Raw genomic sequence first — 24,116 nt, 5'->3', positions numbered from 1 at the left:
CTTCAACGCCGCTTGTAGCTTTTATTGCCACTGGGGGTCAGGCAGTAGACCCCGCCCCGCGGTCCGGTACAGAAACTGCCGCTGCCACAGGTACAACCCTGAGCATCGCGCAGCAGCGGTTCGGCGCGGGGGGTGGAGGAGCGCTGGCCGAACATCAGCGCGCAGTTCTTCTTCGAGGCACTGATGGAGCCGTCGTTGCACAGGAACAGCTCGCCGTCACAACGGGCGATGCCGCCTTTGTTTCCGGAACAGGGTTGATTGGCCGCCTGGGCCGCCGCGCTGCACAGCAGCATCAGGCATACAACGACAAAGGGCTTCCAGCCGACCCGAGTCAGGGCACTCATGGTGACGCCTCCTGGCAAAAAAGTGGCCGGATGATATCAAGCTTCAACACCCCTGACTCGGGCTGCGCGGACCAGACGCCAAGCCAGATGAAAGTTTATTTAGAATCCCGGCCACAGTTTCTTGGCAAAATGCCCGCCTGTGTCACGAACCGCTAAGCAGGTAACGCCTATGACCCGCATTCTGACCATCGAAGACGACGCCGTAACGGCCCGGGAGATCGTCGCCGAACTGAGCAGCCACGGCCTTGACGTGGACTGGGTGGACAACGGCCGCGAAGGCCTGGTGCGCGCCGTGAGCGGCGACTACGACCTGATCACCCTGGACCGCATGCTGCCGGAGCTGGACGGCCTGGCCATTGTCACCACCCTGCGCACCATCGGTGTGTCGACGCCGATCCTGATGATCAGCGCCCTCTCCGATGTCGATGAGCGGGTGCGCGGCCTGCGGGCCGGCGGCGACGATTACCTGACCAAGCCCTTCGCCTCCGACGAAATGGCCGCCCGGGTCGAGGTGCTGCTGCGGCGCAAGAACACGGTCAAGGACTTCGACACCTGCCTGCGGGTGGCCGATCTGGAGCTGAACCTGATCAGCCGCGAAGCGACCCGCGCCGACCAGTTGCTGAGCCTGTTGCCCACCGAGTACAAACTGCTGGAATTTCTCATGCGCAACACCGGGCAGATCCTCTCGCGCATGATGATCTTCGAGGAGGTCTGGGGTTATCACTTCGACCCGGGGACCAACCTGATCGACGTGCACATCGGCCGCCTGCGCAAGAAGATCGACCCGCCCGGCATGACCCCGTTGATCCGCACCGTGCGAGGCTCGGGCTATGTCATTGCTGAACCCCTCTAAGGGCTGGCGCTCTTCCAGCAGCCGCCTGCTGGCGCTCTACAGCACGCTGTTCGTGGCCTGGAGCTGTATCCTCATGGGGGTGCTGTACTACGAAGTCTCCACCTACCTGGACAGCCTGGCCAAGCACTCGCTGATGCAGCGCCAGCACCTGTTCGCCCGCTTCGAAGGCGACCAGTTGGTGGAGGCCCTGACCACCAGCATGACCTTCGACATGCGCGCCATCGACGCCTACGGCCTGTTCGACGAACAGCGCCGGCCCTTGAGCGGACCGATCCGCCAGATCCCCGACGACCTGCCCCTGGACGGCAAGATCCATGAGCTGAAGAACTGCATCGACTCCGACGACCCGAGCCTGCCCCGGGACAGCTGCGACGCCGTGGCCACCCACACCCGGGACGGCCGCTGGCTGGTGCTGGTGCGCGACAACGGCTCGCTGTTCGCGGTGACCCGGATCATTCTCCACGCGCTGCTGTGGGGGATTTCCCTGACCATCATTCCCGGGGTCGCCGGCTGGCACCTGCTGCGCCGCCGGCCCTTGCGGCGCATCCGTCAGATCCAAGCCAGCGCCGAGGCCATCGTCGCCGGCGACCTGACCCGGCGCCTGCCACTGTCGGATCGGCGTGACGAACTGGACATGCTGGCGGCCATCGTCAACGCCATGCTCGAACGCATCGAGCGGCTGATGCACGAGGTCAAGGGCGTGTGCGACAACATCGCCCACGACCTGCGCACCCCGCTGACCCGCCTGCGGGCCCAGCTCTATCGCCTGCAGCAACAGGCCGAGGAAGGTTCGCCCCAGGCCCTGCAAATGGACCAGTTGCTGGCCGAGGCCGACACCCTGATGGCGCGCTTTCGCGGATTGCTGCGCATCTCCGAACTGGAAGACCAGCAACGGCGATCGGGCTTCCTCGAACTCGATCCCCTGCCCCTGCTCCAGGAACTGCACGACTTCTACCTGCCCCTGGCCGAAGAAGGTCGCCTGACCCTGGTGCTGGATGTACCGCCGAGCCTGCCCCGGCTCACCGGTGACCGCGCCTTGCTGTTCGAGGCCCTGGCCAACCTGCTGAGCAACTCGATCAAGTTCACCCCGCCGGGGGGTGAAGTGATACTGCGCGGCCTCGACGATGGCGGCAGCCCGCGCCTGGAAGTCCTGGACACAGGCCCGGGCATTCCCCCGGCGGAACGGGCGGCGGTGTTCCGACGCTTCTACCGGGTGGACGAAAGCAACGCCCAGGGCGGCTTCGGCCTGGGCCTGTCGATTGTTGCCGCCATCGTCAGCCTGCACGGCTTCAAGCTCGAAGTGGGCAGCAGCGAACGGGGCGGCGCGCGCCTGAGCCTGGATTGCCGGCCGAGCCTGATCAGCGAAGGCTGAAGGCCGGACCGGACTCAGGACGAAAGATCGAGTTGCTTGAGGGAGTTGCTGTCCAGCTCGTAGAGCAACTCGTCGATGATCCTCTCGATGTCGGCCTCGCTGTGCAGGGACTTGCTGCTCAGTCCGGTCACCACCAGGTCGACCCGGCCACTGTCGGGCTCGAACACCCGCAGGGTCAGAGTGCCGTCGCCGGCATCGCTGAAGCTGCAGGCCAAGGGCGCCAGCCGCTGTTCGATACAGGCACGTAACCGGGCCTGGGTGATCACGGCCGGCACCTCAGCGACACCCCAGCAGTAGACGCGCCAGCCCGCCGGGGCCGGCGACCGCGCCAACGCTGCCCTTGATTTGTCGATTGCCCATGCTGGCTGTCCTTTTGCTGTGGTTCGCAGTGCCAAGGCCCGTAGCGGGACTTGCTCAGAATCACAGCGTAGAAAAGCCGCGTCGCCCGCAGAAGGCGCATTTGCACTGGTCGCACTGGTGCATTTGCACCGGCTCAGCGCCCCCGGCCCGCAGCCGTGCCGACAAACAGTCCGCGCTCCCGGGCCCAGACCACGGCTTCGCCACGGCTGTGCACGCCCAGCTTGGAATACAGGGTGGCAACATGGTTGCGCACGGTGTTGGGCGCCAGCTTCAACTGGGCGGCAATCTCCTTGTCCGCCAGCCCCTGGTAGATCAGCCCCAGCACCTCCCGCTCGCGGGCCGTCAGGTCGGCAGAGGAAACCCCGGGGGTGTCCTGGGTCTTCGGGCTTCTGACGTTGGCCAGTTTTTCGATCAGGGTCTGGCTGAACCAGGAAGCGTCGCGCATCACCTCCTCGATGGCCCCCACCAACTCCAGTTCGGAACGCTTGCGCTCACTGATGTCCATCAGCACCAGCAGGTAACAGGGGCTGTCCTGGATGAGCACGGTGTCGGCGTAGGCCACACAATCGATCAGCTCGGCGCTCTTCTGGCGCACCTTGAGGTCCAGGCCATCGACATTGCCGGCCTTCTCCAGTTGATTGAACAGTTGCGTGGCCGCCGCGGCTTCAGCGATGAACCCGGTGGCGGCAATGGTCTTGCCCAGCAACTCCTCGCTGCTGTAGCCGCAGGTGTTGAGAAAGGCCTCGTTGACGTCGACGATCTGCTGCTCGGCGCTGCACACCAGGGTCGGCACCGGGGTCAGGCGGAACGACTTGGCAAAGCGCTCCTCGCTCTGGCGCAAGGCAATCTCGACCTTGCGCCGCGGCTCCAGGTCCATGAAGGAAAACAGCATGCAGTCTTCATCGTTGATGTCCAGGGGCTGGCCGGCGACGATCACCAGCTTGCTGCCGCCGTCCGGCAGGCGCAGCTCGGCCTGCATCTGCGGAATGGTCGCGCCCTGGCCCAGGCGCTCGATGGCCAGGTCCTTGTGCTCGGCGTCCTCCAGCACATCCAGCTCGTACACCGAACGGCCGATCACCTGATCCCGGGCATAGCCGGTCATTTCCACAAAGCCCTGGTTGACCTTGATGTAACGCAGGTCACTGAGGCGGCAGATCACCGCCGGCGCCGGGTTGGCGTTGAAGGTCTTTTCGAAGCGCTGTTCGGCGCTGGCCCAGTCGGTGGCATCGCTGAGGATCAGCACCAGGGACTCGGGCGCGCCACTGCGATCGGTGAGGATCATGCTGCGCACCCGGTGCACCCAGTGCCGCGGTTCGCCGTCGATCTCGGCCTGCACCTCCACCACCACGTCGCTGAAGGTTTCACCGGCGGCCACCCGGTTGATGGGATAGGCCTCCAGGGCCAGGGGGTGATTGTTGCGGTAGCGCAAGGCATAGCGCCGGGCGTATTCACGGACATTGGCCCCCAGCTCGCCGACCTCGCCGACCCCGTGCATGGCCAGCGCCGCTTCATTGGCCCAGAGCAGGCTGCGAGCCTTGTCGATCTCAATCAGGATCACCCCGTCGGACAGACCGGCGATGATCTGCTGCAACTGGCGGCGATTGGTTTCAGTGGCAAGTACGGCCTGGCTCATGGCATCTCCAATAGGACCCGGCGCCACAGCGGACAGGCCGCGCGCCGGAAAAAAGGGGCTGAACACTACGACCACGGCCGCTCGCCATCGTGCCCTGCACCGTAACCCTGCGCACTGGAGCCACCCAGCGCGAAGGGTTAAGCTGCTGCGCCCGGTCCGACCGCCCTCAAGGAGTGAAGCATGATCACCATCCGTGAAGCCGACAGCCGCGATATCGATGCACTGCAGGCCATAGGCTGCGCCACCTACCGCGAACACTTTGCGGCGATCTGGACGAGTGACGGCATGCAGCAGTTTCTCGACCAGGACTTCTCCCCCGCCAACCTCGAAGCATCCCTGGCGGCCCGGGACCAGCACCTGTGGCTGCTGGCCCTGGACGCGCAGCACCAGCCCATCGGCTTCGCCAAACTCAACTGGGCGCGCCCGACGCCGGGCAGCGGCCGGCCCGGGGCCGAACTGCAGAAGATCTACCTGCTCAAGTCCCAGGCCGGCCAGGGCCATGGCCGGCGCCTGCTCGAGCATGTGTTGCAACGGGCCAGCGCCGCCGGGGAATCCTGCCTGTGGCTGGACGTACTCAAGAGCAACAGCGGCGCCCGGCGCTTTTATGAAAGCGCCGGCCTGCGGCAGGTCGACGAGGTGCCGTTCAGCACCGACCTGGAGCAGATCGGCATGTGGGTGATGGCCTGCGACTTGCCCCGCAAGGAGCACTCCGCCCAGGGCTGAGGCGGCCTTCCCGCCCCTGCCCGCCACTACAAGCCCAGGGCCTTGAGCCGCCGGTACAGGGTCCGCTCGCTCAGCCCCAGGGCCTTGGCCAACTCGCTGCGCGAGCCGTCGAAGACTTCCAGGGCATGGGCCAGTTGTTCCAGGTCCTTGCCGGCGCGACGGCGAATCACAGGGGCCGGTGCCTGTGGGCTGCGCAGTTCTGCCGGTAGGTCCTGCAGGCGGATCACCCCGTCATCACTGAACAACCGCGCCCGTTCGAGGATGTTGCGCAGCTCGCGGATATTCCCCGGATAGGTGTACAGGCGCAATTGCTCCAGGGCCTGGGGGTCGACCCGTGGCACTACTCCGGGATCGAGGCGGCGCAACAGGCTGTCGATCAGCAACGGCAGGTCGTCGCTGCGTTCGCGCAGGGCCGGCAGGCGGATCGGGAAGGCGCTGATGCGGTAGTACAGGTCCTGGCGGAAGGTGCCGGCAGCGACCATTTCCTTGAGCGGCTTGTGGGTCGCCGCCACCAGGCGGAAATCCGAGTGCACGGTGCGCAGGCTGCCCACCGGCCGGAAGCTGCCGGACTCGATCAGGCGCAGCAGCTTGACCTGCATGGCCAGGGGCACCTCGCCGATCTCGTCGAGAAACAGGGTGCCGCCATGGGCCGCTTCCGCCAGGCCGATCTTGCGTTGCAGAGCCCCGGTGAAGGCGCCCTTTTCATAGCCGAACAACTCGCTTTCCAGCAGGCTTTCGGTAAGCCCGGTGCAGTCCACCACCACCAGCGGTCCACTGGCCCGGGGGCTGCCATCGTGCAGTGCACGGGCGAACAATTCCTTGCCGGTGCCGGACTCGCCCTGCAGCAGCACCGGAATCGGGGCCGGGGCCGCCCGCTGCAGGGCGCTCAAGGCCTCGTTGAAGGCCGGCGAGCGTCCCACCAGGCCCTTCTGCTGGGGCTGCACCGAAGCCACCGCCACTGAACTCAGGCGCTCGACGTAAGCCACCACGGTGCCGGCCTCGCCAATGATCGGCCGCAGTTCCACGTCCACGTGCTCCGGGCCGCGAGGTGTGTGATGGATGTGCAGCATGCGCTCCGGCACCCGACTGTCATGAGCCTTGCGCATCGGGCAATGCTCCCCGGCCTGGTCGCAGGGCACGGCGAACTGGTGGGACACGCGGTAGCACTTGGCGCCCACATGAGGCTTGCCGGCCACGCCGAACTGACGCTGGTAGGCGGTGTTGGCGGCGATGATGTTGTAGTCGGTGTCGAGGACGATGGTCGGTTGCGGATCGTGTTCGAGGTAGGACACCAGGGCAGCCATGGACGGCTGGGCAAGGTCGGTGGCGATCAGGGACATGGGCAACTCCGGGGCAATGGCGGCAGCTTAAAGCACGGCGCGGCTTTCTGCCATGCTCTGCCACCAACTGCCATATCACTGCCAAATACCGCTGGCAGTCGCGTCGAAAAACGCCTGATGGCAGCCTCTGCAGCCTTCTACTTCAATGAACAGGTAGCCAATCCGGGCGTCACGGGTTGGCACGTTTATTGACAGTCCAAGGGACGAGCGACAGCGCAGACTGCCCTCACCTTCATTGCCTGGAGTGCCCCATGATCATCAGCGACACGCTGCGTGTAGAAGCCTTTTTCGACCCTCACACCTGGACCATCAGCTACCTGGTGATGGACCAGGCCAGCCGCCGCTGTGCGCTGATCGACAGCGTGCTGGACTACGACCCGAAATCCGGCCGCACCCGCACCGAATCCGCCGACCGCCTGATCAACCGGGTACGCGAGCTGGACGCCCGGGTCGACTGGGTCCTGGAAACCCATGTGCACGCCGACCACCTGTCCGCCGCGGCTTACCTCAAGCAGCAACTGGGGGCTCAGGTGGCCATCGGCAATCAGATCACCCGGGTGCAGAAAGTCTTCGGTGCGCTGTTCAACGAAGCGCCGGCCTTTGCCCGGGACGGCAGCCAGTTCGACGTGCTGCTCGAAGACGGCGCCGAGTTCGCCATCGGCGGCCTCAGCGCCCGGGCACTGCACACCCCGGGACATACCCCGGCCTGCATGACCTACCTGGTGCAGGTGGGCGACGAGTGCGTGGCCTTTGTCGGCGACACCCTGTTCATGCCCGACTACGGCACGGCCCGCTGCGACTTCCCCGGGGCCGATGCTCGGACCCTGTACCGCTCCATCGGCAAGATCCTCGCCCTGCCCCCGCAAACCCGGCTGTTCATGTGCCACGACTACCTGCCCAACGGCCGCGAGCTGCAGTACATGACCACCGTCGCCGAGCAGCGCGCCAACAACATCCACATCCATCAGGGCGTCGACGAAGACAGCTTCGTGAAGATGCGCGAAGCCCGCGACGCCACCCTGGACATGCCGGTGCTGATCCTGCCCTCGGTGCAGGTCAACATGCGCAGCGGGCACTTTCCCGAGCCCGAAGACAACGGCATCAGCTACCTGAAGATCCCCCTCAATACCCTATAACGACTACTCCACACGGAAACCTTGCCATGCGTCCCATCAACCCAGCCCTGCGCGCCGTCGACGGCAGCCACCAGGTGCTGATCGTCGGCGGCGGTGCCGCCGGCATTGCCGTCGCCGCCAGCCTCATGTCCCGCGACCCACACCTGGACGTGGCGATCATCGACCCCGCCGGCAGCCACTACTACCAGCCCGGCTGGACCCTGGTGGGCGCCGGGGTGTTCAGCGCCCAGTCCACCGAACGCAGCATGGCCGCGCTGATGCCCAAGGGCGTCAAGTGGCTGCAGCACGCTGTCAGCCTGTTCGAACCGGACAACAATGCCCTGGTGCTGGATGACGGCCGCGTGCTGGCCTATGACCAACTGGTGGTCTGCCCCGGGCTCAAGCTCGACTGGGCGGCCATCGACGGCCTGCCCGAGGCCCTGGGCAACCACGGCGTGACCTCCAACTACCGCTACGACCTGGCGCCCTACACCTGGCAACTGGTGCAGCAGCTGCAACAGGGCGAGGCGCTGTTCAGCCAGCCACCGATGCCGATCAAATGCGCCGGGGCGCCCCAGAAGGCCATGTACCTGTCCTGCGACCACTGGCGGCGCAACGGCCGCCTGGGACAGATCAAGCCGCGCTTCCTGAATGCCGGCGGCGTACTGTTCGGCGTGGCGGACTACGTGCCGGCGCTGATGGAATACGTGAAGAAGTACGGCATCGAGCTGGATTTCGGCCACAACCTGGTGGCGGTGAACGGCCCGGCCAAGCGCGCGACCTTCGTCCGCACCCTGGCCGACGGCCGTCAGGAAACCCTGGAGCGCGCCTTCGACCTGCTGCACGTGGTGCCGCCGCAATGCGCCCCAGACTTTATCCGCGCAAGCCCCCTGGCCGACGCTGCCGGTTGGGTCGATGTCGATCCCCACAGCCTGCGCCACAAGCGTTTCGTCAATATCCACGGCCTGGGAGACGCCACCAACACCAGCAATGCCAAGACCGCCGCGGCGGCACGCAAGCAAGCGCCGGTGGTGGCCAACAACGTGCTGGTGGCCCTCAAGCGCCTGACCCGGCTGGCCCAGTACGACGGCTACGGCTCCTGCCCGCTGACCGTGGAACGGGGCAAGATCGTCCTCGCCGAATTCACCTACGGCGGCAAGCTGGCGCCGAGCTTCCCGCGCTGGCTGCTGGACGGCCGCCAGGCGACCCGTCGCGCTTGGTGGCTGAAGGAACGGATTCTGCCGCCGCTGTACTGGCGCGGCATGCTCAAGGGCCATGAATGGCTGGCACAACCGACCCTGGCCACGGACACCCCGAAGACATGAATGAACACAGTCTCTTGGGCGCTGGGCTGGGGGCGGTCATTGGCGCGATCCTGGCGCTGACTGGCGCCGGCGGCGGCATCCTCGCGGTGCCGCTGCTGGTGTTCGGCCTGGGCCTGAGCATGGTCGAGGCCGCTCCCATCGGCCTGCTGGCGGTGGGTCTGGCCGCCAGCGTCGGCGCAGTGCTGGGCTTGCGCCAGGGCATCGTGCGCTACCGCGCGGCGGGGTTTGTCGCCAGCATTGGCATCCTCATGGCGCCGCTGGGGCTGTGGCTGGCCCACCGCCTGCCCAACCTGCCCCTGGCCCTGCTGTTTTCCCTGGTGCTGCTTTATGCCTGCGGGCACATCCTGCGCAAGGCCAGCCTGGAGTTGAAACAGGGCCAGGTCGCGCCACGCCCGGCGTTCCTGCCTTGTGTGCTCAACCCGGTCCAGGGTCGTTTGCGCTGGACCCTGCCCTGCGCCCGGGCCCTGACCTTCACCGGCATGCTCTCGGGACTGCTTTCGGGGTTGCTCGGCGTCGGCGGCGGCTTCGTGATCATCCCGGCCCTGAGCCGCTACACCAACCTGGACAGCAAGAGCATCGTCGCCACCTCGCTGGCGGTGATTGCCCTGGTGTCCCTGGGCAGCGTGGTCACCGCCAGCCTCAGCGGCGTGATGCACTGGGCCGTGGGTGCGCCCTTTGCCCTGGGCGCGGTGGTGGGCCTGGTGCTGGGCCGCCAAGTGGCCAGCCACCTGGCGGGTCCGCGCCTGCAACAACTGTTCGCCCTCACCGGCATATTGGCCGGGCTGCTGCTGGCGGCTGGCGCCTTGGGCTGGCTATCCCGTTGACCCCCTTCGCCGGCAAGCCGGCTCCTGCACCAACATACGCACCGCCACCCGTAGGAGCTGGCTTGCCAGCGAAGGCGTCCTCACCGACGCTGGCGTTGCAAGGGAAAAATAGCGGCGCCACGAGCGGCCTCTTCGCCGGCAAGCCGGCTCCTACGTGGAGAACCACCGGGGAAATATTGGCCTCTGCCGTTCAGAGGCGTAGGTGACGACTATGGCCTGGACTTGCATCCCCCCAGGAGCGCGCCATGTCGACAGCCCAATCCCTTGAACAGTGCCTCTGGCGCAAGATCGGCCGCTACGCCTCGCGCATCGGCCGGACCCTGATCCAAAAAGCCCTGTGGCTCTACTATGCCGCGCAACGCCCGCAAACCCCGATCTGGGCCAAGGCCACCATCTACGCGGCACTGGGTTACTTCATACTGCCAGTGGACATCATCCCGGACCTGATCCCCGGGGCTGGGTACGTGGATGACCTTGGGCTGCTGGCCAGTTCAGTGCTGGCCGTGGCTGCCCACATCAACGCCGAGGTCAAGCAGCAAGCCAGCGCACGCCTGGCGGACTGGTTCGGCAGTGAACCAGACTGAGCAAGGGGCAGACGCAACGGCTGGGGGGCGGTCCTTGGTGTTCACCCGATTCACCAAAGCACTTAAACACGCCCGCACAAACTTGCCGCCAGCTTCATCGCGCCTCCGTGTCCAGGGCATAAAACTCCTGCAGCTTGGCCTGCAGCAGTTTCTTGTCCGGCAGCTGGGTCCGGTACTCGGCGATCAACGCCGGCGACAGTGAACGGTTGAGGGCATATTCCACCACCTCGTCATCCTTGCTGGCACAGAGCAGAACGCCCAGAGCCGGGTTTTCGTGGGGTTTGCGCACCTGGCGGTCCAGGGCCTCCAGGTAGAAGTCCAGCTTGCCCAGGTACTCCGGTTCGAAGCGCCCGACCTTGAGTTCAACGGCCACCAGGCAATTCAATCCACGATGGAACAGCAGCAGATCCAGGACGAAATCCCGCCCGCCAACCTGCAGGGGATAGCCAGACGCGACAAAGCAGAAATCTCGGCCCATCTCGATCAGAAAGTCCTTGAGCTGGCGCACCAGCCCCTGATGCAGATCGGCTTCGTCATGCCCCTGGGCCAGGCCGAGAAACTCCACCATGTAGGCATCCTTGAAGACCTTCAGGGCCTCGGGGCTGGCCTGTTTCAAGGTGGCCGAGGCATTGGCCGGGCGAGTCAGCGTGCGTTCGAACAGCGCGGATTTGATCTGCCGTTCCAGCTCTCGGGTCGACCACTGCTCCTGAATGGCCATGCGCAGATAAAACTCGCGCTCTTGCGCGCATTTACCTTGCGCAAGAATGATCAGATTCTGGGTCCAGGGTAATTGTGTCAGCACTGCTGACACTTTCTCCTCCCCTCGATAGGCCTCATAGAATTGACGCATGCGGAACAGGTTACGCCGGGTAAACCCCCGCAGCCCCGGCTGCTGCCGCGCCAGGTAATCCGCCAATTGCTGGACCACGCCATCGCCCCATTCCGCCGCCTCGATCTTGCGGCTGATATAGGCCCCGACCTGCCAATACAACTCCACCAGTTCAGTATTCACCGCCCGCACCGCCCGCTGCCGTGCGGCGGTGATCATTAGCGCCACTTCGTTGAATGCCACCTCGGTGGAGGTGACGGCCGCTTCAGCCTCTTGCTTCATGACGAACGCCCGGTTGCCTGGATAAAGGCCTCCATCATCACCCGGCTCACCGTGCCGCTATAGTCGGCCCCGTCTCTTTAGCTTGAGCGAAACGTCCTTGTTTCAGTGACGCAAAAAGCCCCGTCAGCCAGGCATGCACGCAAAGCCATGGGTGCTGGCGACCTGCTTGCCCTTGGCGTCATACAAGCGAACCGACACCTCGGTCCCCAGGCTCGACTCCACCAGTTTGTAATGCTCACCGGCCTTGAAGCCGCTGTAGCTGATATGGCCATTGCAGTCTTGCTGATTGGAGTCGCCGACGCTCTCTTCAAACAAGGTCACGTCCAGGCGATGAGCGCCGGGCTTGACCTCAAAATAACGCCCATCGTCGACCTTCTTCCCGTCCACCCGTTCGGCCATCAGGTCGTTGGGCGCCTCTTCCTCCAGGCCAATCCAGGCCTCACTGGGATCGGGCTGAGGCATCGGCCCGGCGCAGGCGCTGAGCAAGCAGGCAAGACCCAGGGCGGGAATCAGCAACAGCGGTTTGAGTCTCATGAAAACGTACCTCGCCAATAACAGAAATGAGTGCGACGCAAGCCCAGGACAATCGGCTGCGTCGATGCCCATCAAGCGTGTCGAGGCCCCGAAGCAAGAACAAATGAATCCACATGAAAGGAAATACAGGCCTTACCTAAAACTTCCTTCACCTGGCTGAAAGCCGCGTGTTAGGTGGGTCGCTGCAGGCTGCCGAGGTTTGCAACCCCACTCCCTCGGAGGTTTTCGGCATGCTCGGGCTGGTCAAGACCGCACTGCTCAAGCCCTACACGTTCATCGTGCTGGCGATATTCATCTGCATCATCGGGCCCCTGGCGGCCCTGCGTACCCCCACCGACGTGTTCCCCGATATCGGCATCCCGGTGGTGGCGGTGGTCTGGCAATACAACGGCCTGTCGCCGGACGCCATGGCCGGGCGGGTGATCTACACCTACGAGCGCTCCCTGAGCACCACGGTCAATGACATCCAGCACATCGAGTCGCAGTCATTGCCGGGCATGGGCATCGTCAAGATCTTCTTCCAGCCCGGGGTCGATATCCGCACCGCCAACGCCCAGGTTACGGCGGTGTCACAAACCGTGCTCAAGCAAATGCCGCCGGGCATCACCCCGCCGCTGATTCTCAACTACAGCGCCTCGACGGTGCCGATCCTGCAAATGGCCTTCTCCAGCCCGACCCTGTCGGAGGCGAAGATCCGCGACCTGGTGCAGAACAATATCCGCCTGCCTTTGAGCGCCCTGCCCGGTCTGGCCATGCCCACGCCCATGGGCGGCAAGCAGCGCCAGATCACCCTCGACCTGGACCCGCAAGCCCTGGCCGCCAAAGGCCTGTCGGCGCAAGACGTGGGCAATGCCCTGGCGGCGCAGAACCAGATCATCCCGGTGGGCACCGCCAAGCTCGGCAGCAATGAATACACGGTGCTGCTGAACAACAGCCCGAAGGCCATCGACGAACTCAACGACCTGCCGATCAAGACCGTGGACGGCGCGCTGATCAACATCGGCCAGGTGGCCCACGTGCGCGACGGTTCACCGCCGCAGACCAATATCGTGCGGGTCGACGGACGCCGGGCGGTGCTGATGCCGGCGCTGAAGAACGGCAATATCTCCACCCTGTCCATCGTCGACGGCATTCGCGCGATGCTGCCGCGGATCAATGAAACCCTGCCGCCGTCCTTGAAGACCTCGCTGCTGGGCGATGCCTCGGTGTTCGTCAAACAGTCGGTGGGCAGCGTGGCCCAGGAAGGCATCATCGCCGCCCTGCTGACCAGCGCGATGATCCTGCTGTTCCTCGGTAGCTGGCGCTCCACACTGATCATCGCCGCCTCGATTCCTCTGGCGGTGCTCTCGGCCATAGCCCTGCTGGCGCTCAGCGGCCAGACCCTGAATGTGATGACCCTGGGCGGCCTGGCCCTGGCGGTGGGGATCCTGGTGGACGACGCCACCGTGACCATCGAGAACATCAACTGGCACCTGGAACAGGGCAAGGCGGTGAAGGCGGCCATCCTTGACGGCGCCAAGCAGATCGTCGGCCCGGCCTTCGTCTCGCTGCTGTGCATCTGCATCGTCTTCGTGCCGATGTTCCTGTTGCAGGGCATCGCCGGCTACCTGTTCCGGCCCATGGCCCTGGCGGTGATCTTCGCCATGGCCAGCTCGTTCATCCTCTCCCGGACCCTGGTGCCGACCCTGGCGATGTACCTGCTCAAGCCCCATACGCCGGAGGCAGGCCCCGGGCATCACCCGGAAGATGCCTTCATCAACCATCACGAGGGCGAGCAGCACGCCAAGCCGCGCAATGCCCTAGTGCGCGGGCTATTGGCCTTTCAGCAGGGTTTTGAGGCGCGTTTCTCCACTGTGCGCGACACCTACCACGGCCTGCTGCACCTGGCCTTGGGCCGACGCAAGACCTTCATCCTCGGCTTCTTGGCCTGCGTGCTGGCCTCCTTCGCCCTGCTGCCGAGCCTGGGCCAGGACTTCTTCCCCGCCACCGACGCCGGCGCCCTGGCCCTGCATGTGCGCCTGCCCTTGGGCACGCGGATCGAGGAAAGCGCGGCGGCCTTCGACCGTATCGAAGGGCGGATTCGCGAGGTGATCCCGGCCGAGCAACTGGACAGCATCATCGACAACATCGGCATCCCCCTGAGCGGCATCGACATGGCCTACAGCAACAGCGGCACCATCGGGCCCCAGGACGGCGACATCCAGATCACCCTCAAGCCCGGCCACGCCCCCAGCGCCGACCTGGAGAAACAGCTGCGCGAAGCCCTGCCGGAAAGCTTCCCCGGCAGCCAGTTCGCCTTCCTGCCGGCGGACATCAGCAGCCAGATCCTCAACTTCGGCGCCCCGGCCCCGCTGGACGTGAAAATCTCCGGGCCCGATGACGCGGCCAACCGCGCCTTCGCCCTGGAACTGCAACGGCGCCTGCAACATGTGCCGGGCATTGCCGACCTGCGGATCCAGCAGTCCACCGGCTACCCGTCACTGCAGGTCAAGGTCGACCGCCTGCGGGCCAACGGCCTGGGGATCACCGAGCGTGACGTGACCAACAGCATGGTGGCGTCCTTGGCCGGCAGCTCCCAGGTGGCGCCGACCTTCTGGCTCAACCCGAAGAACGGCGTGTCCTATTCCATCGTCGCCGCCACCCCGCAATACCGCCTGGACAGCCTGCCGGCCCTGGAAGCGCTGCCGGTGACAGGCAGCAACGGCCAGTCGCAGATCCTCGGTGGCCTGGCGGACATCTCCCGGGTCGAGAGCCCGGCGGTGGTCAGCCACTACAACATCCAGCCCACCCTGGACCTGTACGCCAACGTGCAAGGCCGCGACCTCGGCGCCGTGGCCCACGACATGCAAAAGGTCTTGGACGACGCCGCAGCCCTGCGGCCCAAGGGCGCCACGGTCAGCCTGCACGGGCAGATCGACGCCCTGCACGAAGCCTTCAGCGGCCTGAGCCTGGGCCTGCTGGGGGCGGTGGTGCTGATCTACCTGCTGATCGTGGTCAACTTCCAATCCTGGGTCGATCCGTTCGTGATCATCACCGCGCTGCCAGCGGCCCTGGCCGGGATCGTCTGGATGCTGTTCTTGAGTGGCACCTCGCTGTCAGTGCCGGCGCTGACCGGGGCCATCCTGTGCATGGGGGTGGCCACCGCCAACTCGATCCTGGTGGTGAGTTTTTGCCGCGAGCGCCTGGCAGAACACGGCGATGCCCTCAAGGCCGCTCTGGAAGCCGGCTACACGCGCTTTCGCCCGGTGTGCATGACCGCCCTGGCGATGATCATCGGCATGCTGCCCCTGGCCCTATCCGAAGAACAGAACGCGCCCCTGGGCCGTGCGGTGATCGGTGGGCTGCTCCTCGCCACCGTGGCCACCCTGATCTTTGTTCCCGTGGTCTTCAGCCTGGTCCACGGTCGCCCTCCCCAATCCGCTGTTGCTGGAGAAAACACCCATGTCGCCTGATCACACCCCTTCGCGCAAACGCCTGATGCTGCTGGGCATCGGTGGCTTGAGCCTGGCTGCCCTACTGGTGGCCAGCGGCCTGGCGGCGCGTACCCGGCATGAACAGGCCGTCGCCGCCTGGACCGAAACCGCCGCCGTGCCCCAAGTGCTGGTGTTCCAGCCGCAGCCCAACGTACTGGGCGACACCCTGCGTCTGCCGGCGCACCTGGAAGCCTGGAGCAAGGCGCCGATCCATGCCCGGGTCAGCGGCTACCTCAAGGACTGGACCCAGGACATAGGCGCCAAGGTCGCCGCCGGGCAAGTGCTGGCCCATATCGACAGCCCCGACCTGGACCAGCAAGTGGCCCAGGCCCGGGCACGGGTGGTCCAGCAACAGGCCAATGCACGGCTGGCCCAGACCACCGCCGAACGCTGGCAGCACCTCTTGGCCAGCCATTCGGTATCGCGCCAGGAAGCCGATGAAAAAAGCTCCAACGCCGCTGCTGCCAAGGCCAATGCCGAGGCGGCCGCCGCCGACTATGCACGGCTCTCGGCGCTGGAAGACTACAAGACCATTCGCGCGCCGTTTGCCGGCACCCTCACCGCGCGCCACACCGATATCGGCCAGTTGATCAAGGCCGACAACGACAGCGACCCGGAGCTGTTCGACCTGGCGGACACCCACAAACTGCGGCTCTACGTGCCGATTCCGCAGAACTACGCCAGCGTGATCCGCCCCGGCCTGCAAGCGCGGCTGACCGTGCCCGAGCACCCTGGCCAGCACTTCAGCGCGCAACTGGTGGGCGACTCCACCGCCATCGACCCACGCTCCGGCACCCTGCTGGCACAGTTCGTCGCCGCCAACCCCGACGGCGCGCTGATGCCCGGCGACTATGCCGAAGCCACACTGGCGATTCCCGCCGACACCCACGGTGTGAGCATCCCCGCCAGCGCCCTGATCTTCCGTGCCCAGGGCACCCAGGTGGCGGTGATCGACCGTGCAAAACGCGTGCATCTGCGCAGCATCCATATTGGCCTGGACCTGGGCGAACGGCTGGTGATCGACCAGGGCCTGCAAGCCAGCGATCACGTCATCGACAACCCGCCGGACGCCCTGCGCGAAGGTGACCTGGTGCAACTGGCCGACGCCGGAGGTGAGCATGCGCCCAAGGCTTAAGCCCCTCGCCGCCCTGCTGGTGCTAGCCCTGCACGGCTGCTCCCTGGCGCCCCATTACCAGGTGCCGGCCATCGACCTGCCGGCGCAGTATCGCGAACAGAGCAGCGATGGCCCCTGGCACCCGGCCGCCACGCCCCAGATGATCGCCGAGCAATGGTGGCTGCTGTACCAGGACCCGCGTCTCAACGACCTGCAACAGCGCCTGCTCCAGGCCAACCCGGACCTCGCGGCGGCCCTGGCCCACTACGACGGCGCCCAGGCTTACGCCAGCCAGTTGCATGCCGGGCTGTTCCCGCAGATCAGTGCCAGCGCCCAGCCGTTGCGCCAGCGTCAGTCGGACAGCCGCCCCCTGCGGGGCAGCACGCAACCGTCGATCTACAACAGCAACACCGCCGGTTTTGCCCTGGGCTTGGACCTCGACCTCTGGGGGCGGATCCGCAATCAGGCGGCGGCCGGTGATGCCCAGGCCCAGGCTTCCGGCGACGACCTGGCGGCGGCGCGCCTGAGCCTGCAAAAGCAACTGGCGAGCCTGTATGTGCAACTCAATGGCCTGGACGCCCAGCGCCGAATCTTGAGCCGCTCCCTGGAGGATTACGGCCAAGCGCTGCAACTGACCCGCGACCGTTATCAAGGGCAGATCGCCTCGCAACTGGACCTGACCCGGGCCCAAAGCCAACTGGCCAGCGCCGAAGCGGAACTGGACGAAGTGCGCGCCCAACGCACCCTCACCGAACACGCCATTGGCGAACTGGTGGGGGCGCCGGCCAGCCAGTTCAGCCTGGCGCCCTCGACGCAACTGCTGAGCCTGCCGGGCATTCCCCAGCAACTGCCCAGCACCCTGCTGCAGCGCCGGCCGGACATTGCCGCCGCCGAACGCCGGGTGTACGCCGCCAATGCCGGCATCGGCATCGCCCGCGCGGCCTGGTATCCGGATTTCAGCCTGACCGGGATGCTCGGTGGGCAGACCCAGGGCGTGGGCAATCTGCTGGCGGCGGGTAATCGCTATTGGGCCTTGGGGCCGTTGGTGAACCTGCCGATTTTTGATGGCGGGCGGCTGAGCGCCAATGAGCGCCAGGCCCATGCCGAGTTCGAAGAAGCTGCCGCCCATTACCGTGGGCAGGTGCTGAGGGCGGTGCGGGAGGTGGAAGACAACCTGGGGCAACTGCGGGATTTGCGCCAGGAGGCGCTGGATCAGCAGGCGGCGGTGAATGCGGCGCTACATACCCAGACCTTGGCCATGAACAGCTATCAGGCGGGGGCGGTGAGTTATCTGGATGTGGTGACGGCGCAGACCGCGGCCTTGCAGGCGCAACGAGGGTTGCAGGCGGTGCAGACCAGGGAGTTGCAGGCGAGTGTGGGGTTGGTGGTGGCGTTGGGTGGAGGAGAGTCAGCGTCAAGTTTGTAGCGGCAAGCGGCAAGCTAAAAGCGTGAGGTTTGCCGCCTCGCCCTATGCGTCGCCAACCGTTGCTGATAGTGTTGAGCGCCAAAAAGTAGTTATCATACCCACCACCACGACAGGGAGTTGAAAGTGATGTGAACAGCCGGCAACTCATCGCCCAGATCGAAGCAGATGGTTGGTATCTGGTCAGGGTCAAGGGCAGTCACCACCACTTCAAACACCCAACCAAGCCAGGCCTGGTCACCATCCCCCATCCCAAAAAAGATCTACTGGCCAAAACGGTAAGCAGCATATTGAAACAAGCCCGGCTCTAACCACCCAGGCTCGACGCTCCCAGGTCCGAAGGAGGATCAGTCCATGCTCTATCCCATTGCCATTCTCCCCGGTGACGACCAACACGCCTGGGGTGTGGAAGTACCCGATATTCCTGGCTGCTTCTCCGCCGGTGACGACCTCGACGACGCCATGGCCATGGCCCGCGAAGCCATCGAAGGCCACCTGGAATTACTGGCCGAAGAAGGAGCAGCCATTCCCACCGCGCGCACAGTGACCCTCCACGCCGCCAATCCCCAGTATCAAGGCTGCACTTGGGCCGTGATTGATATCGACATCACTCGCTACATGGGCAAGGCGGAAAAACTCAACATCACGCTGCCGGGCTATTTGCTGAATCGAATTGATGAATATGTGAAACATCATCCGGAACAGAAAAGCCGATCGGGCTTTTTGGCTCAGGCTGCGTTGAGGGTCTTGCAGGGCGTTTGAGGGTTTTGATTGAAAGGGTGAGGGTTCAGGCTTTGGCTTTGCTCTCCCGTCAGGAGACCGGAGCGAGGCGCCGGATGCTGGGGCAGGAGCCTTTTGGTTATTCTGGGCTGGACCGGCATTCCGGCTTTGCCAAAGTGATTCGCTCTTACCGCGAGTTCTGGGTACATATCCTTTGCTGCGGTTACGGCCGCTTAGGGTTTCGCCCTTACGGCGACTCACTTTGGAAAAGCCCCAAAGTAAGCAAAGGGCTCCTGCCCCTCCACTCGGTGCCTCGCCTAGGCTCGGCATGCCCTCACTCCGGCATTGATCCGTGGGCCGCCGCACTGGGCCATCCCTGGCCCAGTGCGGCTAACCCGGCGTCCTGCCGGGTTACCCACGGATCAATGCCTGCGTTCGGCCATCGTGTCTAAAGGGGCAGGAAGATCAAAAGCAAGATCAAAAGCAAAGGCAAAATCTGACGGCGGCCTGCCGGCCGGCCTGGAGATTGATCGGTGTGCACCGCCCCCCTGTAGGAGCTGGCTTGCCAGCGAAGGCGTCCGCCAGGGCGACGCATGTCTTGCGGGCCTCTTCGCCGGCAAGCCGGCTCCTACGGAAGCGCGTACAACGCGCTTGGGCTTTTGATCTTGCTTTTGATCTTGCTTTTGCTTTTGCTTTTGATCTTCCTGCCCCTTCAGGAGGCCGAGCGTAGGCATTGCGCAGGGGGCAGCTCGGCATGGATGCCGAGCTAGCCGCCATCAGGCCATGGATGGCCTGTGGCGGCGTGCCCCCGGAGCAATGCCGGAGCGAGGGAACGCCGAGCCTAGGCGAGGCGCCGGATGCGGGGGCAGGAGCCCTTTGGTTACTTTGGGGCTTTTCCAAAGTGACTCGCCGTAAGGGCGAAACCGCCAGCCGCAACACCCGCAGCAATGGATATGTACTCCATCAAAACCAGCCACCAACAGTCGACACAACCACTCAAACATCACCTTCAATGCCCAATTGCACCGCTCTGGCATCCCCCCTATAGTTCGCCCACGCGGCAAAATCCGCGAGCGACCTTGGCCGGTCGAATATAGGAACGCATCCACTTTCAAACATCCTCGCAGTCGCTTTTGTCCCTGCGATCAAAGGTTATGACGGTGGTGCGCGGGACACCTCAAGGTGTGCTGTTGCCCTATCCCCGGCCAGCCTGCTCGCGCATCACTGCCCCAATCCTCACGGTCGGCAAAAAGACGATTGCTCTATAAGCAGGAGCCGTACCTATGACTGACCATCACCTCCCCCGCTTCACCCCCATCGACACCCACGACACCGAACACCCGGTGTTCTACCTCGATACCGACGCCCCCTTGAGCGACCTGGCCAGCAGCGCCGCCCACCGTTTCACCGTGGTTCGCGACCTGATGGACAGCCTGTCCACCCTGAAACTGAAAGACATCAGCGATTGCGACCTGACCCGCATCACCCGTGGCGTGCATCTGCTGACACGAGAAGGCTGCGCGGTGCTGGAAGTGATTCAGTGGAGGGTTGTGTAGGAGCCGGCTTGCCGGCGAAGGCGGTCTTGCGGGCCTCTTCGCTGGCAAGCCAGCTCCTACAGAAGTCTGCGTATCTGCAAACGATCAGATATGACAGCTGCTCAGGCCGTTCTTCTCCAGGTAACGCTGGTGTTCTTCATCCGCCAGGTCAAAGCGGCCCAGGGGCAGGATCACGGTGGCCACGGGTTTGTTGAGACGCGCGGACGCTTGCAGGGCAACCTTGGCCGCCCTCGCCTGTTCAGCCTGCACGGCGTTGGTGTGGAAAATCGCCGAGCGATATTTCACCCCACCATGTTCGCCCTGGCGGTCCACCGACGTCGGATCGTGCAGGCCCCAGAAGTGTTCGATCAGGGTCGAATACGCCAGCACCTGCGGGTCGAAATCCACCTGCACCACTTCAATCTGCAACGCCTCGTCACCCGCTTCCACGGCGTAGCCCACACGGGAATCCACTACCCCCGGCAGCGCCCGGAACGCGGCTTCCGCGCCCCAGAAGCAGCCAGCGCCGAAGGTCGCCTGTTCGAGGCTATTCACCAGCGCCCCGCTCATTGCGCCACTCCCACTTTCTCACCGCTGGCACCCAGCCAGCCATCAACGATCTGCGGATGCGCCGCGACCCATTCCTTGGCCGCCTGCGCCGCCGGTTGCTGTTCCTTTTCGATCTTGAGGATCAGGTCATTCAAGGCCTGGGGTTCGATGCTGAAGTTCTCCAGGAACGCGGCGATCCGTGGTGCGCGTTTTTGCAGGGCGCTGGAGGCCAGGACATAGACCCGTGCATCCGGGTAGGCGCAGGTGATCTTGCTCTTGCTCAGCCAGTCGGCATCCACCGTCGGACTGATGAATTTCCAGCAGCCGTCGGCCTTGTACAGCGGGTCGCCCTTCTTGTTGTCCTGGGCATAGCCGTCGAACGCCGGTTCATCCAGGCGGCGCAGGTCGAAGGCGGAGAAGATCCAGTCCGGGGTGTAGGCGTAGAACACCACGCCGCGCTGGGCCTTGTAGGCCGCGGCGAGTTTGGCGTAGGTCACCGAGGCTTCGGTGGAGACCGATTCGAATTTGTCGGCAAAGCCAAAATCCTTGGCCTTGATCTCGCCGATGTAGGTCGACTCCCAGCCCGCCGGACCCACCAGCAGTTGCGCCTTGCCGCCGCCCAGGGGTTCGAAGAGTTTCGCCACTTCAGGCTTTTGCAGGTCGTAGACCGATTTCACCCCGTATTTGTCTTGCAGGTAGCCGGGAATGTAGAAGCCCTGCACCCCCAGGTACGGCTGCTTGTTGGGCACCAGGGAACGGGTACCGCCGGTGACGTATTTGGCCCAGGCGGCGGACTGGTTGGGCAGCCAGATGTCGGTCAGTACGTCCACCGAACCGTCGCCCTTGGCAGCGGCGGCGAACAGCACCGGCACGTCACCGGCCAGGTAGGAAACGTCGCCGTCGAGGCGGCTTTTGATCACTTCGCCGAGGATGTTCTGGATGGCGATGGCGCCGGTCCAGTTCTGTTCGCCAATGACGATCTTGTCCTTGGCCAGCACCGGCAGGGACAGACCCAACAGCAGCGCGGCGGCGCCAAGGGTACGGGTAAACGACTTGTTCAAGGGACACCTCATGATTGATGCAAAGTACGATCCCGCTGGCGCAGGGTCGCTTGAATGATTCGATCGGGAATCAGCGCGCAGAACACGATCGCGGCGCCGGCCAACATGCCCTCGCCGCCCTTGATGTTGCGCAGCGCGGTCATCACGTCGTAGCCCAGGCCACCGGCGCCGATCAGCGCCGCCACCACCACCATCGACAGGCTCATCACCAGGGTCTGGTTGATCCCCAGCAGCAGTGAGCCGGCGGCCAGGGGCAGTTCGACCTTGGTCAGGATCTGCCACGGCGTGGCGCCGTGGGCCAGGGCTGCTTCAACAGCGGTCTTGGGCACTTCCTGAATCCCCAGGGCAGTGAGGCGGATCATCGGCGCCAGGGCGAAGATCACCGTGGCGATCACCGCCGGGGTCTTGCCCACCGAGAAGAACGCCACTGCCGGAATCAGGTACACGAAGGTCGGCAGGGTCTGCATCACGTCCAGCAGCGGGGTGATCAGGCGCCGGGCCAGGGCGCGCTTGGCCAGGAGGATGCCGGCGGGCACGCCGATCAGCAGCGAGATCAGCACCGAGGAGCCCACCAGAGCCAGGGTGGCGATGGTCCGCTCCCAGAAGCCGAACAGCCCGATGTAGAGCAAGGCGGCGGCGCTGGTCAGGGCCAGGGCGGCGCCGGCGCTGCGCCAGGCCAGCAGGACCAGGGCCAGGGCCGGCACTGGCCAGGGCAGCCAGCCCAGCAGGTTTTCGATGCTTTCGATCACCGTGCGCACGGCGACTATCACGCCGACGAAGGTGCTTTCAAAGGTGACCTGGGACCAGCCGATCAACTGGTCGATGGCCGCCGCGGTGCCCAGCAGCACTTGGCGGTCGGCGGGAAATTGCAGCCAGGGGCCAGAGGCATCGGCGGCCAGTACCCGCCACAACACCAGGGCCTGGGACAGCAGCAACACCAACCACGGCAAGCGCCAGTCGGAACGGCCCAGGCGGCTGGGACGGCGGGCCAGGGTCAGGCTCAACAGACGGCTGAACAGCAAGCCGATGATCGCCAAGGCGGCCCAGGCGAAACTGGCCGTGGCCAGCCCCTGACCCAAGGCTGCAGCAGCGCCCAGTTCCAGGGCAAAGCCCAGCCAGTACAGGCTACCGCGACCGCTGGCGGCCAGGGCCGCCGGCCCCAACAGCAGGGCCTGGGCAAAGGACAATCCGGGGCTGACCGGAGCCGGTGCAGCCACAGCTTTGCTCGGCGCAATCGCGGCCACCACGGGCGTGCCGCTGCGGGCGCCGTGCTCCTGGAAGAAATCCGCGACTTCGGCATCCGCTGGCTGTTCCAGCAGTTCCTCGGGCGTGCCCAGTTGAATCAGCTGGCCGTGGCGCAATACGGCAATGCGGTCCGCCAGGCGCAGGGCTTCGGCCGGGTCGTGGGTCACCAGCAAGGTGGTGATGCCGCGCTCGCGCACCACCCGCAGAAAGTGGCTTTGCAGGTCGCGGCGAATAGTCGGGTCCAGGGCGCTGAAGGGTTCGTCCATCAGCAGAATGTCCGGCTCGCTGACCAGGGCCCGGGCCAGCCCGACCCGCTGCTGCATGCCGCCGGACAGTTCATGGGGATAGTGATCGCCCCAGCCGTCCAGGCCCATGGCGTGTAACTGCAGATCCGCCGCGGCATGGCGCAGGGCCTCGGGTTCGCCGCGCAGTTCCAGGGGCAAGGCGACGTTGTCGCGCACGCTGCGATGGGGCAACAGACCGAAGTGCTGAAAGACCATGCCGATGCGCCGGGAACGCAGGGTGCGCAGCTCCTGAGCCGAGAGTCGGCTGATAGCTTGGCCGTCGATCAGCACCTCGCCGCTGCTGGGCTCGATCAACCGGTTGATATGCCGCAGCAAGGTGGACTTGCCGCTGCCGGAGGTACCCATCAGGCACAGCACCTCGCCACGGCGTACCTGGAGGCTGACCTGCTGTACCGCAGGCGGAGCGGACGGGCCACGGCGGCGGCCGTAAGTCTTGGTCAAGTGACGCAGCTCCAGCACCACGTCGGCGTGGTTCGCTGGAGTGGCGGCCGGGGCCGGGACGGCGAAGGCCTGTTGGGGGTGAACGGCAGACACGGGAACTCCTGACGCCGGACGCGGGATGGCGTAGCCGGC

The 24,116-nt window shown here is 65.1% G+C and carries 22 protein-coding genes; 13 read left to right on the top strand and 9 right to left on the bottom strand.

What is annotated here, in order from left to right; translation table 11 throughout:
* Window positions 1–2 precede the first annotated feature (2 nt).
* Entirely contained in the window at window positions 3–344 is a 342-nt protein-coding gene (locus tag FW796_RS22835) for a YdcA family protein (protein ID WP_346632617.1), read from the bottom strand.
* Window positions 345–513: 169 nt separating this feature from the next.
* On the opposite strand from FW796_RS22835, the gene FW796_RS22830 reads away from it, so the two are divergent.
* Complete coding sequence (locus FW796_RS22830; RefSeq protein ID WP_346632616.1) at window positions 514–1,197, top strand: response regulator transcription factor; 684 nt, start codon at window positions 514–516, stop codon at window positions 1,195–1,197.
* On the top strand, window positions 1,175–2,569 hold the full coding sequence (locus tag FW796_RS22825; RefSeq protein ID WP_404939543.1) for a sensor histidine kinase: 1,395 nt from the start codon (window positions 1,175–1,177) through the stop codon (window positions 2,567–2,569). The genes FW796_RS22830 and FW796_RS22825 overlap by 23 nt, the downstream gene beginning before the upstream one ends.
* A 14-nt stretch (window positions 2,570–2,583) precedes the next feature.
* On the opposite strand, the gene FW796_RS22820 is transcribed toward FW796_RS22825, so the two are convergent.
* Entirely contained in the window at window positions 2,584–2,844 is a 261-nt protein-coding gene (locus FW796_RS22820; protein WP_446440091.1) for a DUF1652 domain-containing protein, read from the bottom strand.
* Between the two features lie 218 nt (window positions 2,845–3,062).
* A complete protein-coding gene (locus FW796_RS22815; RefSeq protein ID WP_346632613.1) occupies window positions 3,063–4,562 on the bottom strand; it encodes a helix-turn-helix transcriptional regulator in 1,500 nt (499 codons plus the stop codon).
* A 180-nt stretch (window positions 4,563–4,742) separates the two neighbouring features.
* Between FW796_RS22815 and FW796_RS22810 the strand changes: the two genes are divergently transcribed.
* The gene (locus FW796_RS22810; protein ID WP_404939541.1) at window positions 4,743–5,285 is read left to right on the top strand and encodes a GNAT family N-acetyltransferase; all 543 of its coding nucleotides are present in this window, start codon (window positions 4,743–4,745) and stop codon (window positions 5,283–5,285) included.
* A 26-nt stretch (window positions 5,286–5,311) separates the two neighbouring features.
* Here FW796_RS22810 and FW796_RS22805 read toward each other — a convergent pair whose 3' ends face one another.
* On the bottom strand, window positions 5,312–6,625 hold the full coding sequence (locus tag FW796_RS22805) for a sigma-54 interaction domain-containing protein (protein ID WP_346632611.1): 1,314 nt from the start codon (window positions 6,623–6,625) through the stop codon (window positions 5,312–5,314).
* Between the two features lie 251 nt (window positions 6,626–6,876).
* Here FW796_RS22805 and FW796_RS22800 point away from each other — a divergent pair, with 251 nt between their 5' ends.
* From FW796_RS22800 to FW796_RS22785, 4 genes are all read left to right on the top strand, one after another.
* Window positions 6,877–7,761, top strand: a complete 885-nt coding sequence (locus FW796_RS22800) for an MBL fold metallo-hydrolase (protein WP_346632610.1) — start codon at window positions 6,877–6,879, stop codon at window positions 7,759–7,761.
* Between the two features lie 26 nt (window positions 7,762–7,787).
* The gene (locus tag FW796_RS22795; protein WP_346632609.1) at window positions 7,788–9,065 is read left to right on the top strand and encodes an NAD(P)/FAD-dependent oxidoreductase; all 1,278 of its coding nucleotides are present in this window, start codon (window positions 7,788–7,790) and stop codon (window positions 9,063–9,065) included.
* Window positions 9,062–9,889 carry a sulfite exporter TauE/SafE family protein gene (locus FW796_RS22790; RefSeq protein WP_446440090.1) on the top strand — a complete coding sequence of 276 codons (828 nt, stop codon included), beginning with the start codon at window positions 9,062–9,064 and terminating at the stop codon, window positions 9,887–9,889. The genes FW796_RS22795 and FW796_RS22790 overlap by 4 nt, the downstream gene beginning before the upstream one ends.
* Before the next feature lie 245 nt (window positions 9,890–10,134).
* Window positions 10,135–10,473: a YkvA family protein gene (locus tag FW796_RS22785; RefSeq protein WP_346632607.1), complete on the top strand. Its 339-nt coding sequence runs from the start codon at window positions 10,135–10,137 to the stop codon at window positions 10,471–10,473.
* A gap of 94 nt (window positions 10,474–10,567) precedes the next feature.
* Here FW796_RS22785 and FW796_RS22780 read toward each other — a convergent pair whose 3' ends face one another.
* Together FW796_RS22780 and FW796_RS22775 are read right to left on the bottom strand one after the other, a co-directional pair.
* Window positions 10,568–11,584: a PDDEXK nuclease domain-containing protein gene (locus FW796_RS22780; RefSeq protein WP_446440089.1), complete on the bottom strand. Its 1,017-nt coding sequence runs from the start codon at window positions 11,582–11,584 to the stop codon at window positions 10,568–10,570.
* Between the two features lie 123 nt (window positions 11,585–11,707).
* Window positions 11,708–12,118 (bottom strand): PA0061/PA0062 family lipoprotein, encoded by a 411-nt coding sequence (locus tag FW796_RS22775; protein WP_346632605.1) that lies wholly within the window; start codon window positions 12,116–12,118, stop codon window positions 11,708–11,710.
* Window positions 12,119–12,348: 230 nt separating this feature from the next.
* Here FW796_RS22775 and FW796_RS22770 point away from each other — a divergent pair, with 230 nt between their 5' ends.
* From FW796_RS22770 to FW796_RS22745, 6 genes are all read left to right on the top strand, one after another.
* Window positions 12,349–15,570, top strand: coding sequence for an efflux RND transporter permease subunit (locus FW796_RS22770; RefSeq protein WP_446440088.1), 3,222 nt, complete (start codon window positions 12,349–12,351; stop codon window positions 15,568–15,570).
* Window positions 15,560–16,726 carry an efflux RND transporter periplasmic adaptor subunit gene (locus tag FW796_RS22765; protein ID WP_446440087.1) on the top strand — a complete coding sequence of 389 codons (1,167 nt, stop codon included), beginning with the start codon at window positions 15,560–15,562 and terminating at the stop codon, window positions 16,724–16,726. Before FW796_RS22770 ends, FW796_RS22765 begins: the two co-directional genes overlap by 11 nt.
* Complete coding sequence (locus FW796_RS22760; RefSeq protein WP_446440086.1) at window positions 16,710–18,131, top strand: efflux transporter outer membrane subunit; 1,422 nt, start codon at window positions 16,710–16,712, stop codon at window positions 18,129–18,131. Before FW796_RS22765 ends, FW796_RS22760 begins: the two co-directional genes overlap by 17 nt.
* Window positions 18,132–18,259: 128 nt before the next feature.
* Complete coding sequence (locus FW796_RS22755) at window positions 18,260–18,439, top strand: type II toxin-antitoxin system HicA family toxin (RefSeq protein WP_092315415.1); 180 nt, start codon at window positions 18,260–18,262, stop codon at window positions 18,437–18,439.
* Between the two features lie 43 nt (window positions 18,440–18,482).
* Complete coding sequence (locus FW796_RS22750) at window positions 18,483–18,890, top strand: type II toxin-antitoxin system HicB family antitoxin (protein WP_102864418.1); 408 nt, start codon at window positions 18,483–18,485, stop codon at window positions 18,888–18,890.
* Window positions 18,891–20,131: 1,241 nt separating this feature from the next.
* Window positions 20,132–20,404: a hypothetical protein gene (locus tag FW796_RS22745; RefSeq protein WP_350024001.1), complete on the top strand. Its 273-nt coding sequence runs from the start codon at window positions 20,132–20,134 to the stop codon at window positions 20,402–20,404.
* Window positions 20,405–20,488: 84 nt separating this feature from the next.
* On the opposite strand, the gene msrA is transcribed toward FW796_RS22745, so the two are convergent.
* From msrA to FW796_RS22730, 3 genes are read right to left on the bottom strand one after another with little or no spacing between them, the layout of a single operon-like run.
* Window positions 20,489–20,953 (bottom strand): peptide-methionine (S)-S-oxide reductase MsrA, encoded by a 465-nt coding sequence (gene msrA / locus FW796_RS22740; RefSeq protein WP_446440085.1) that lies wholly within the window; start codon window positions 20,951–20,953, stop codon window positions 20,489–20,491.
* Window positions 20,950–22,005, bottom strand: coding sequence for an ABC transporter substrate-binding protein (locus FW796_RS22735; protein WP_161758161.1), 1,056 nt, complete (start codon window positions 22,003–22,005; stop codon window positions 20,950–20,952). The genes msrA and FW796_RS22735 overlap by 4 nt, the downstream gene beginning before the upstream one ends.
* The gene (locus FW796_RS22730) at window positions 22,002–24,077 is read right to left on the bottom strand and encodes an ATP-binding cassette domain-containing protein (RefSeq protein ID WP_446440084.1); all 2,076 of its coding nucleotides are present in this window, start codon (window positions 24,075–24,077) and stop codon (window positions 22,002–22,004) included. The genes FW796_RS22735 and FW796_RS22730 overlap by 4 nt, the downstream gene beginning before the upstream one ends.
* Window positions 24,078–24,116: the final 39 nt, after the last annotated feature.

This window comes from Pseudomonas sp. 910_21 (assembly GCF_052850735.1).
This window is presented reverse-complemented; position numbering and strand designations above follow the sequence as displayed.

Excerpts from the sequence above, each read along its gene's own strand:
- FW796_RS22835 (WP_346632617.1), bottom strand. The coding sequence starts at position 344 with ATGAGTGCCCTGACTCGGGTCGGCTGGAAGCCCTTTGTCGTTGTATGC.
- FW796_RS22830 (WP_346632616.1), top strand. The coding sequence starts at position 514 with ATGACCCGCATTCTGACCATCGAAGACGACGCCGTAACGGCCCGGGAG.
- FW796_RS22825 (WP_404939543.1), top strand. The coding sequence starts at position 1,175 with ATGTCATTGCTGAACCCCTCTAAGGGCTGGCGCTCTTCCAGCAGCCGC.
- FW796_RS22815 (WP_346632613.1), bottom strand. The coding sequence starts at position 4,562 with ATGAGCCAGGCCGTACTTGCCACTGAAACCAATCGCCGCCAGTTGCAG.
- FW796_RS22810 (WP_404939541.1), top strand. The coding sequence starts at position 4,743 with ATGATCACCATCCGTGAAGCCGACAGCCGCGATATCGATGCACTGCAG.
- FW796_RS22805 (WP_346632611.1), bottom strand. The coding sequence starts at position 6,625 with ATGTCCCTGATCGCCACCGACCTTGCCCAGCCGTCCATGGCTGCCCTG.
- FW796_RS22800 (WP_346632610.1), top strand. The coding sequence starts at position 6,877 with ATGATCATCAGCGACACGCTGCGTGTAGAAGCCTTTTTCGACCCTCAC.
- FW796_RS22795 (WP_346632609.1), top strand. The coding sequence starts at position 7,788 with ATGCGTCCCATCAACCCAGCCCTGCGCGCCGTCGACGGCAGCCACCAG.
- FW796_RS22790 (WP_446440090.1), top strand. The coding sequence starts at position 9,062 with ATGAATGAACACAGTCTCTTGGGCGCTGGGCTGGGGGCGGTCATTGGC.
- FW796_RS22785 (WP_346632607.1), top strand. The coding sequence starts at position 10,135 with ATGTCGACAGCCCAATCCCTTGAACAGTGCCTCTGGCGCAAGATCGGC.
- FW796_RS22780 (WP_446440089.1), bottom strand. The coding sequence starts at position 11,584 with ATGAAGCAAGAGGCTGAAGCGGCCGTCACCTCCACCGAGGTGGCATTC.
- FW796_RS22775 (WP_346632605.1), bottom strand. The coding sequence starts at position 12,118 with ATGAGACTCAAACCGCTGTTGCTGATTCCCGCCCTGGGTCTTGCCTGC.
- FW796_RS22770 (WP_446440088.1), top strand. The coding sequence starts at position 12,349 with ATGCTCGGGCTGGTCAAGACCGCACTGCTCAAGCCCTACACGTTCATC.
- FW796_RS22765 (WP_446440087.1), top strand. The coding sequence starts at position 15,560 with ATGTCGCCTGATCACACCCCTTCGCGCAAACGCCTGATGCTGCTGGGC.
- FW796_RS22760 (WP_446440086.1), top strand. The coding sequence starts at position 16,710 with ATGCGCCCAAGGCTTAAGCCCCTCGCCGCCCTGCTGGTGCTAGCCCTG.
- FW796_RS22750 (WP_102864418.1), top strand. The coding sequence starts at position 18,483 with ATGCTCTATCCCATTGCCATTCTCCCCGGTGACGACCAACACGCCTGG.
- FW796_RS22745 (WP_350024001.1), top strand. The coding sequence starts at position 20,132 with ATGACTGACCATCACCTCCCCCGCTTCACCCCCATCGACACCCACGAC.
- msrA (WP_446440085.1), bottom strand. The coding sequence starts at position 20,953 with ATGAGCGGGGCGCTGGTGAATAGCCTCGAACAGGCGACCTTCGGCGCT.
- FW796_RS22735 (WP_161758161.1), bottom strand. The coding sequence starts at position 22,005 with ATGAGGTGTCCCTTGAACAAGTCGTTTACCCGTACCCTTGGCGCCGCC.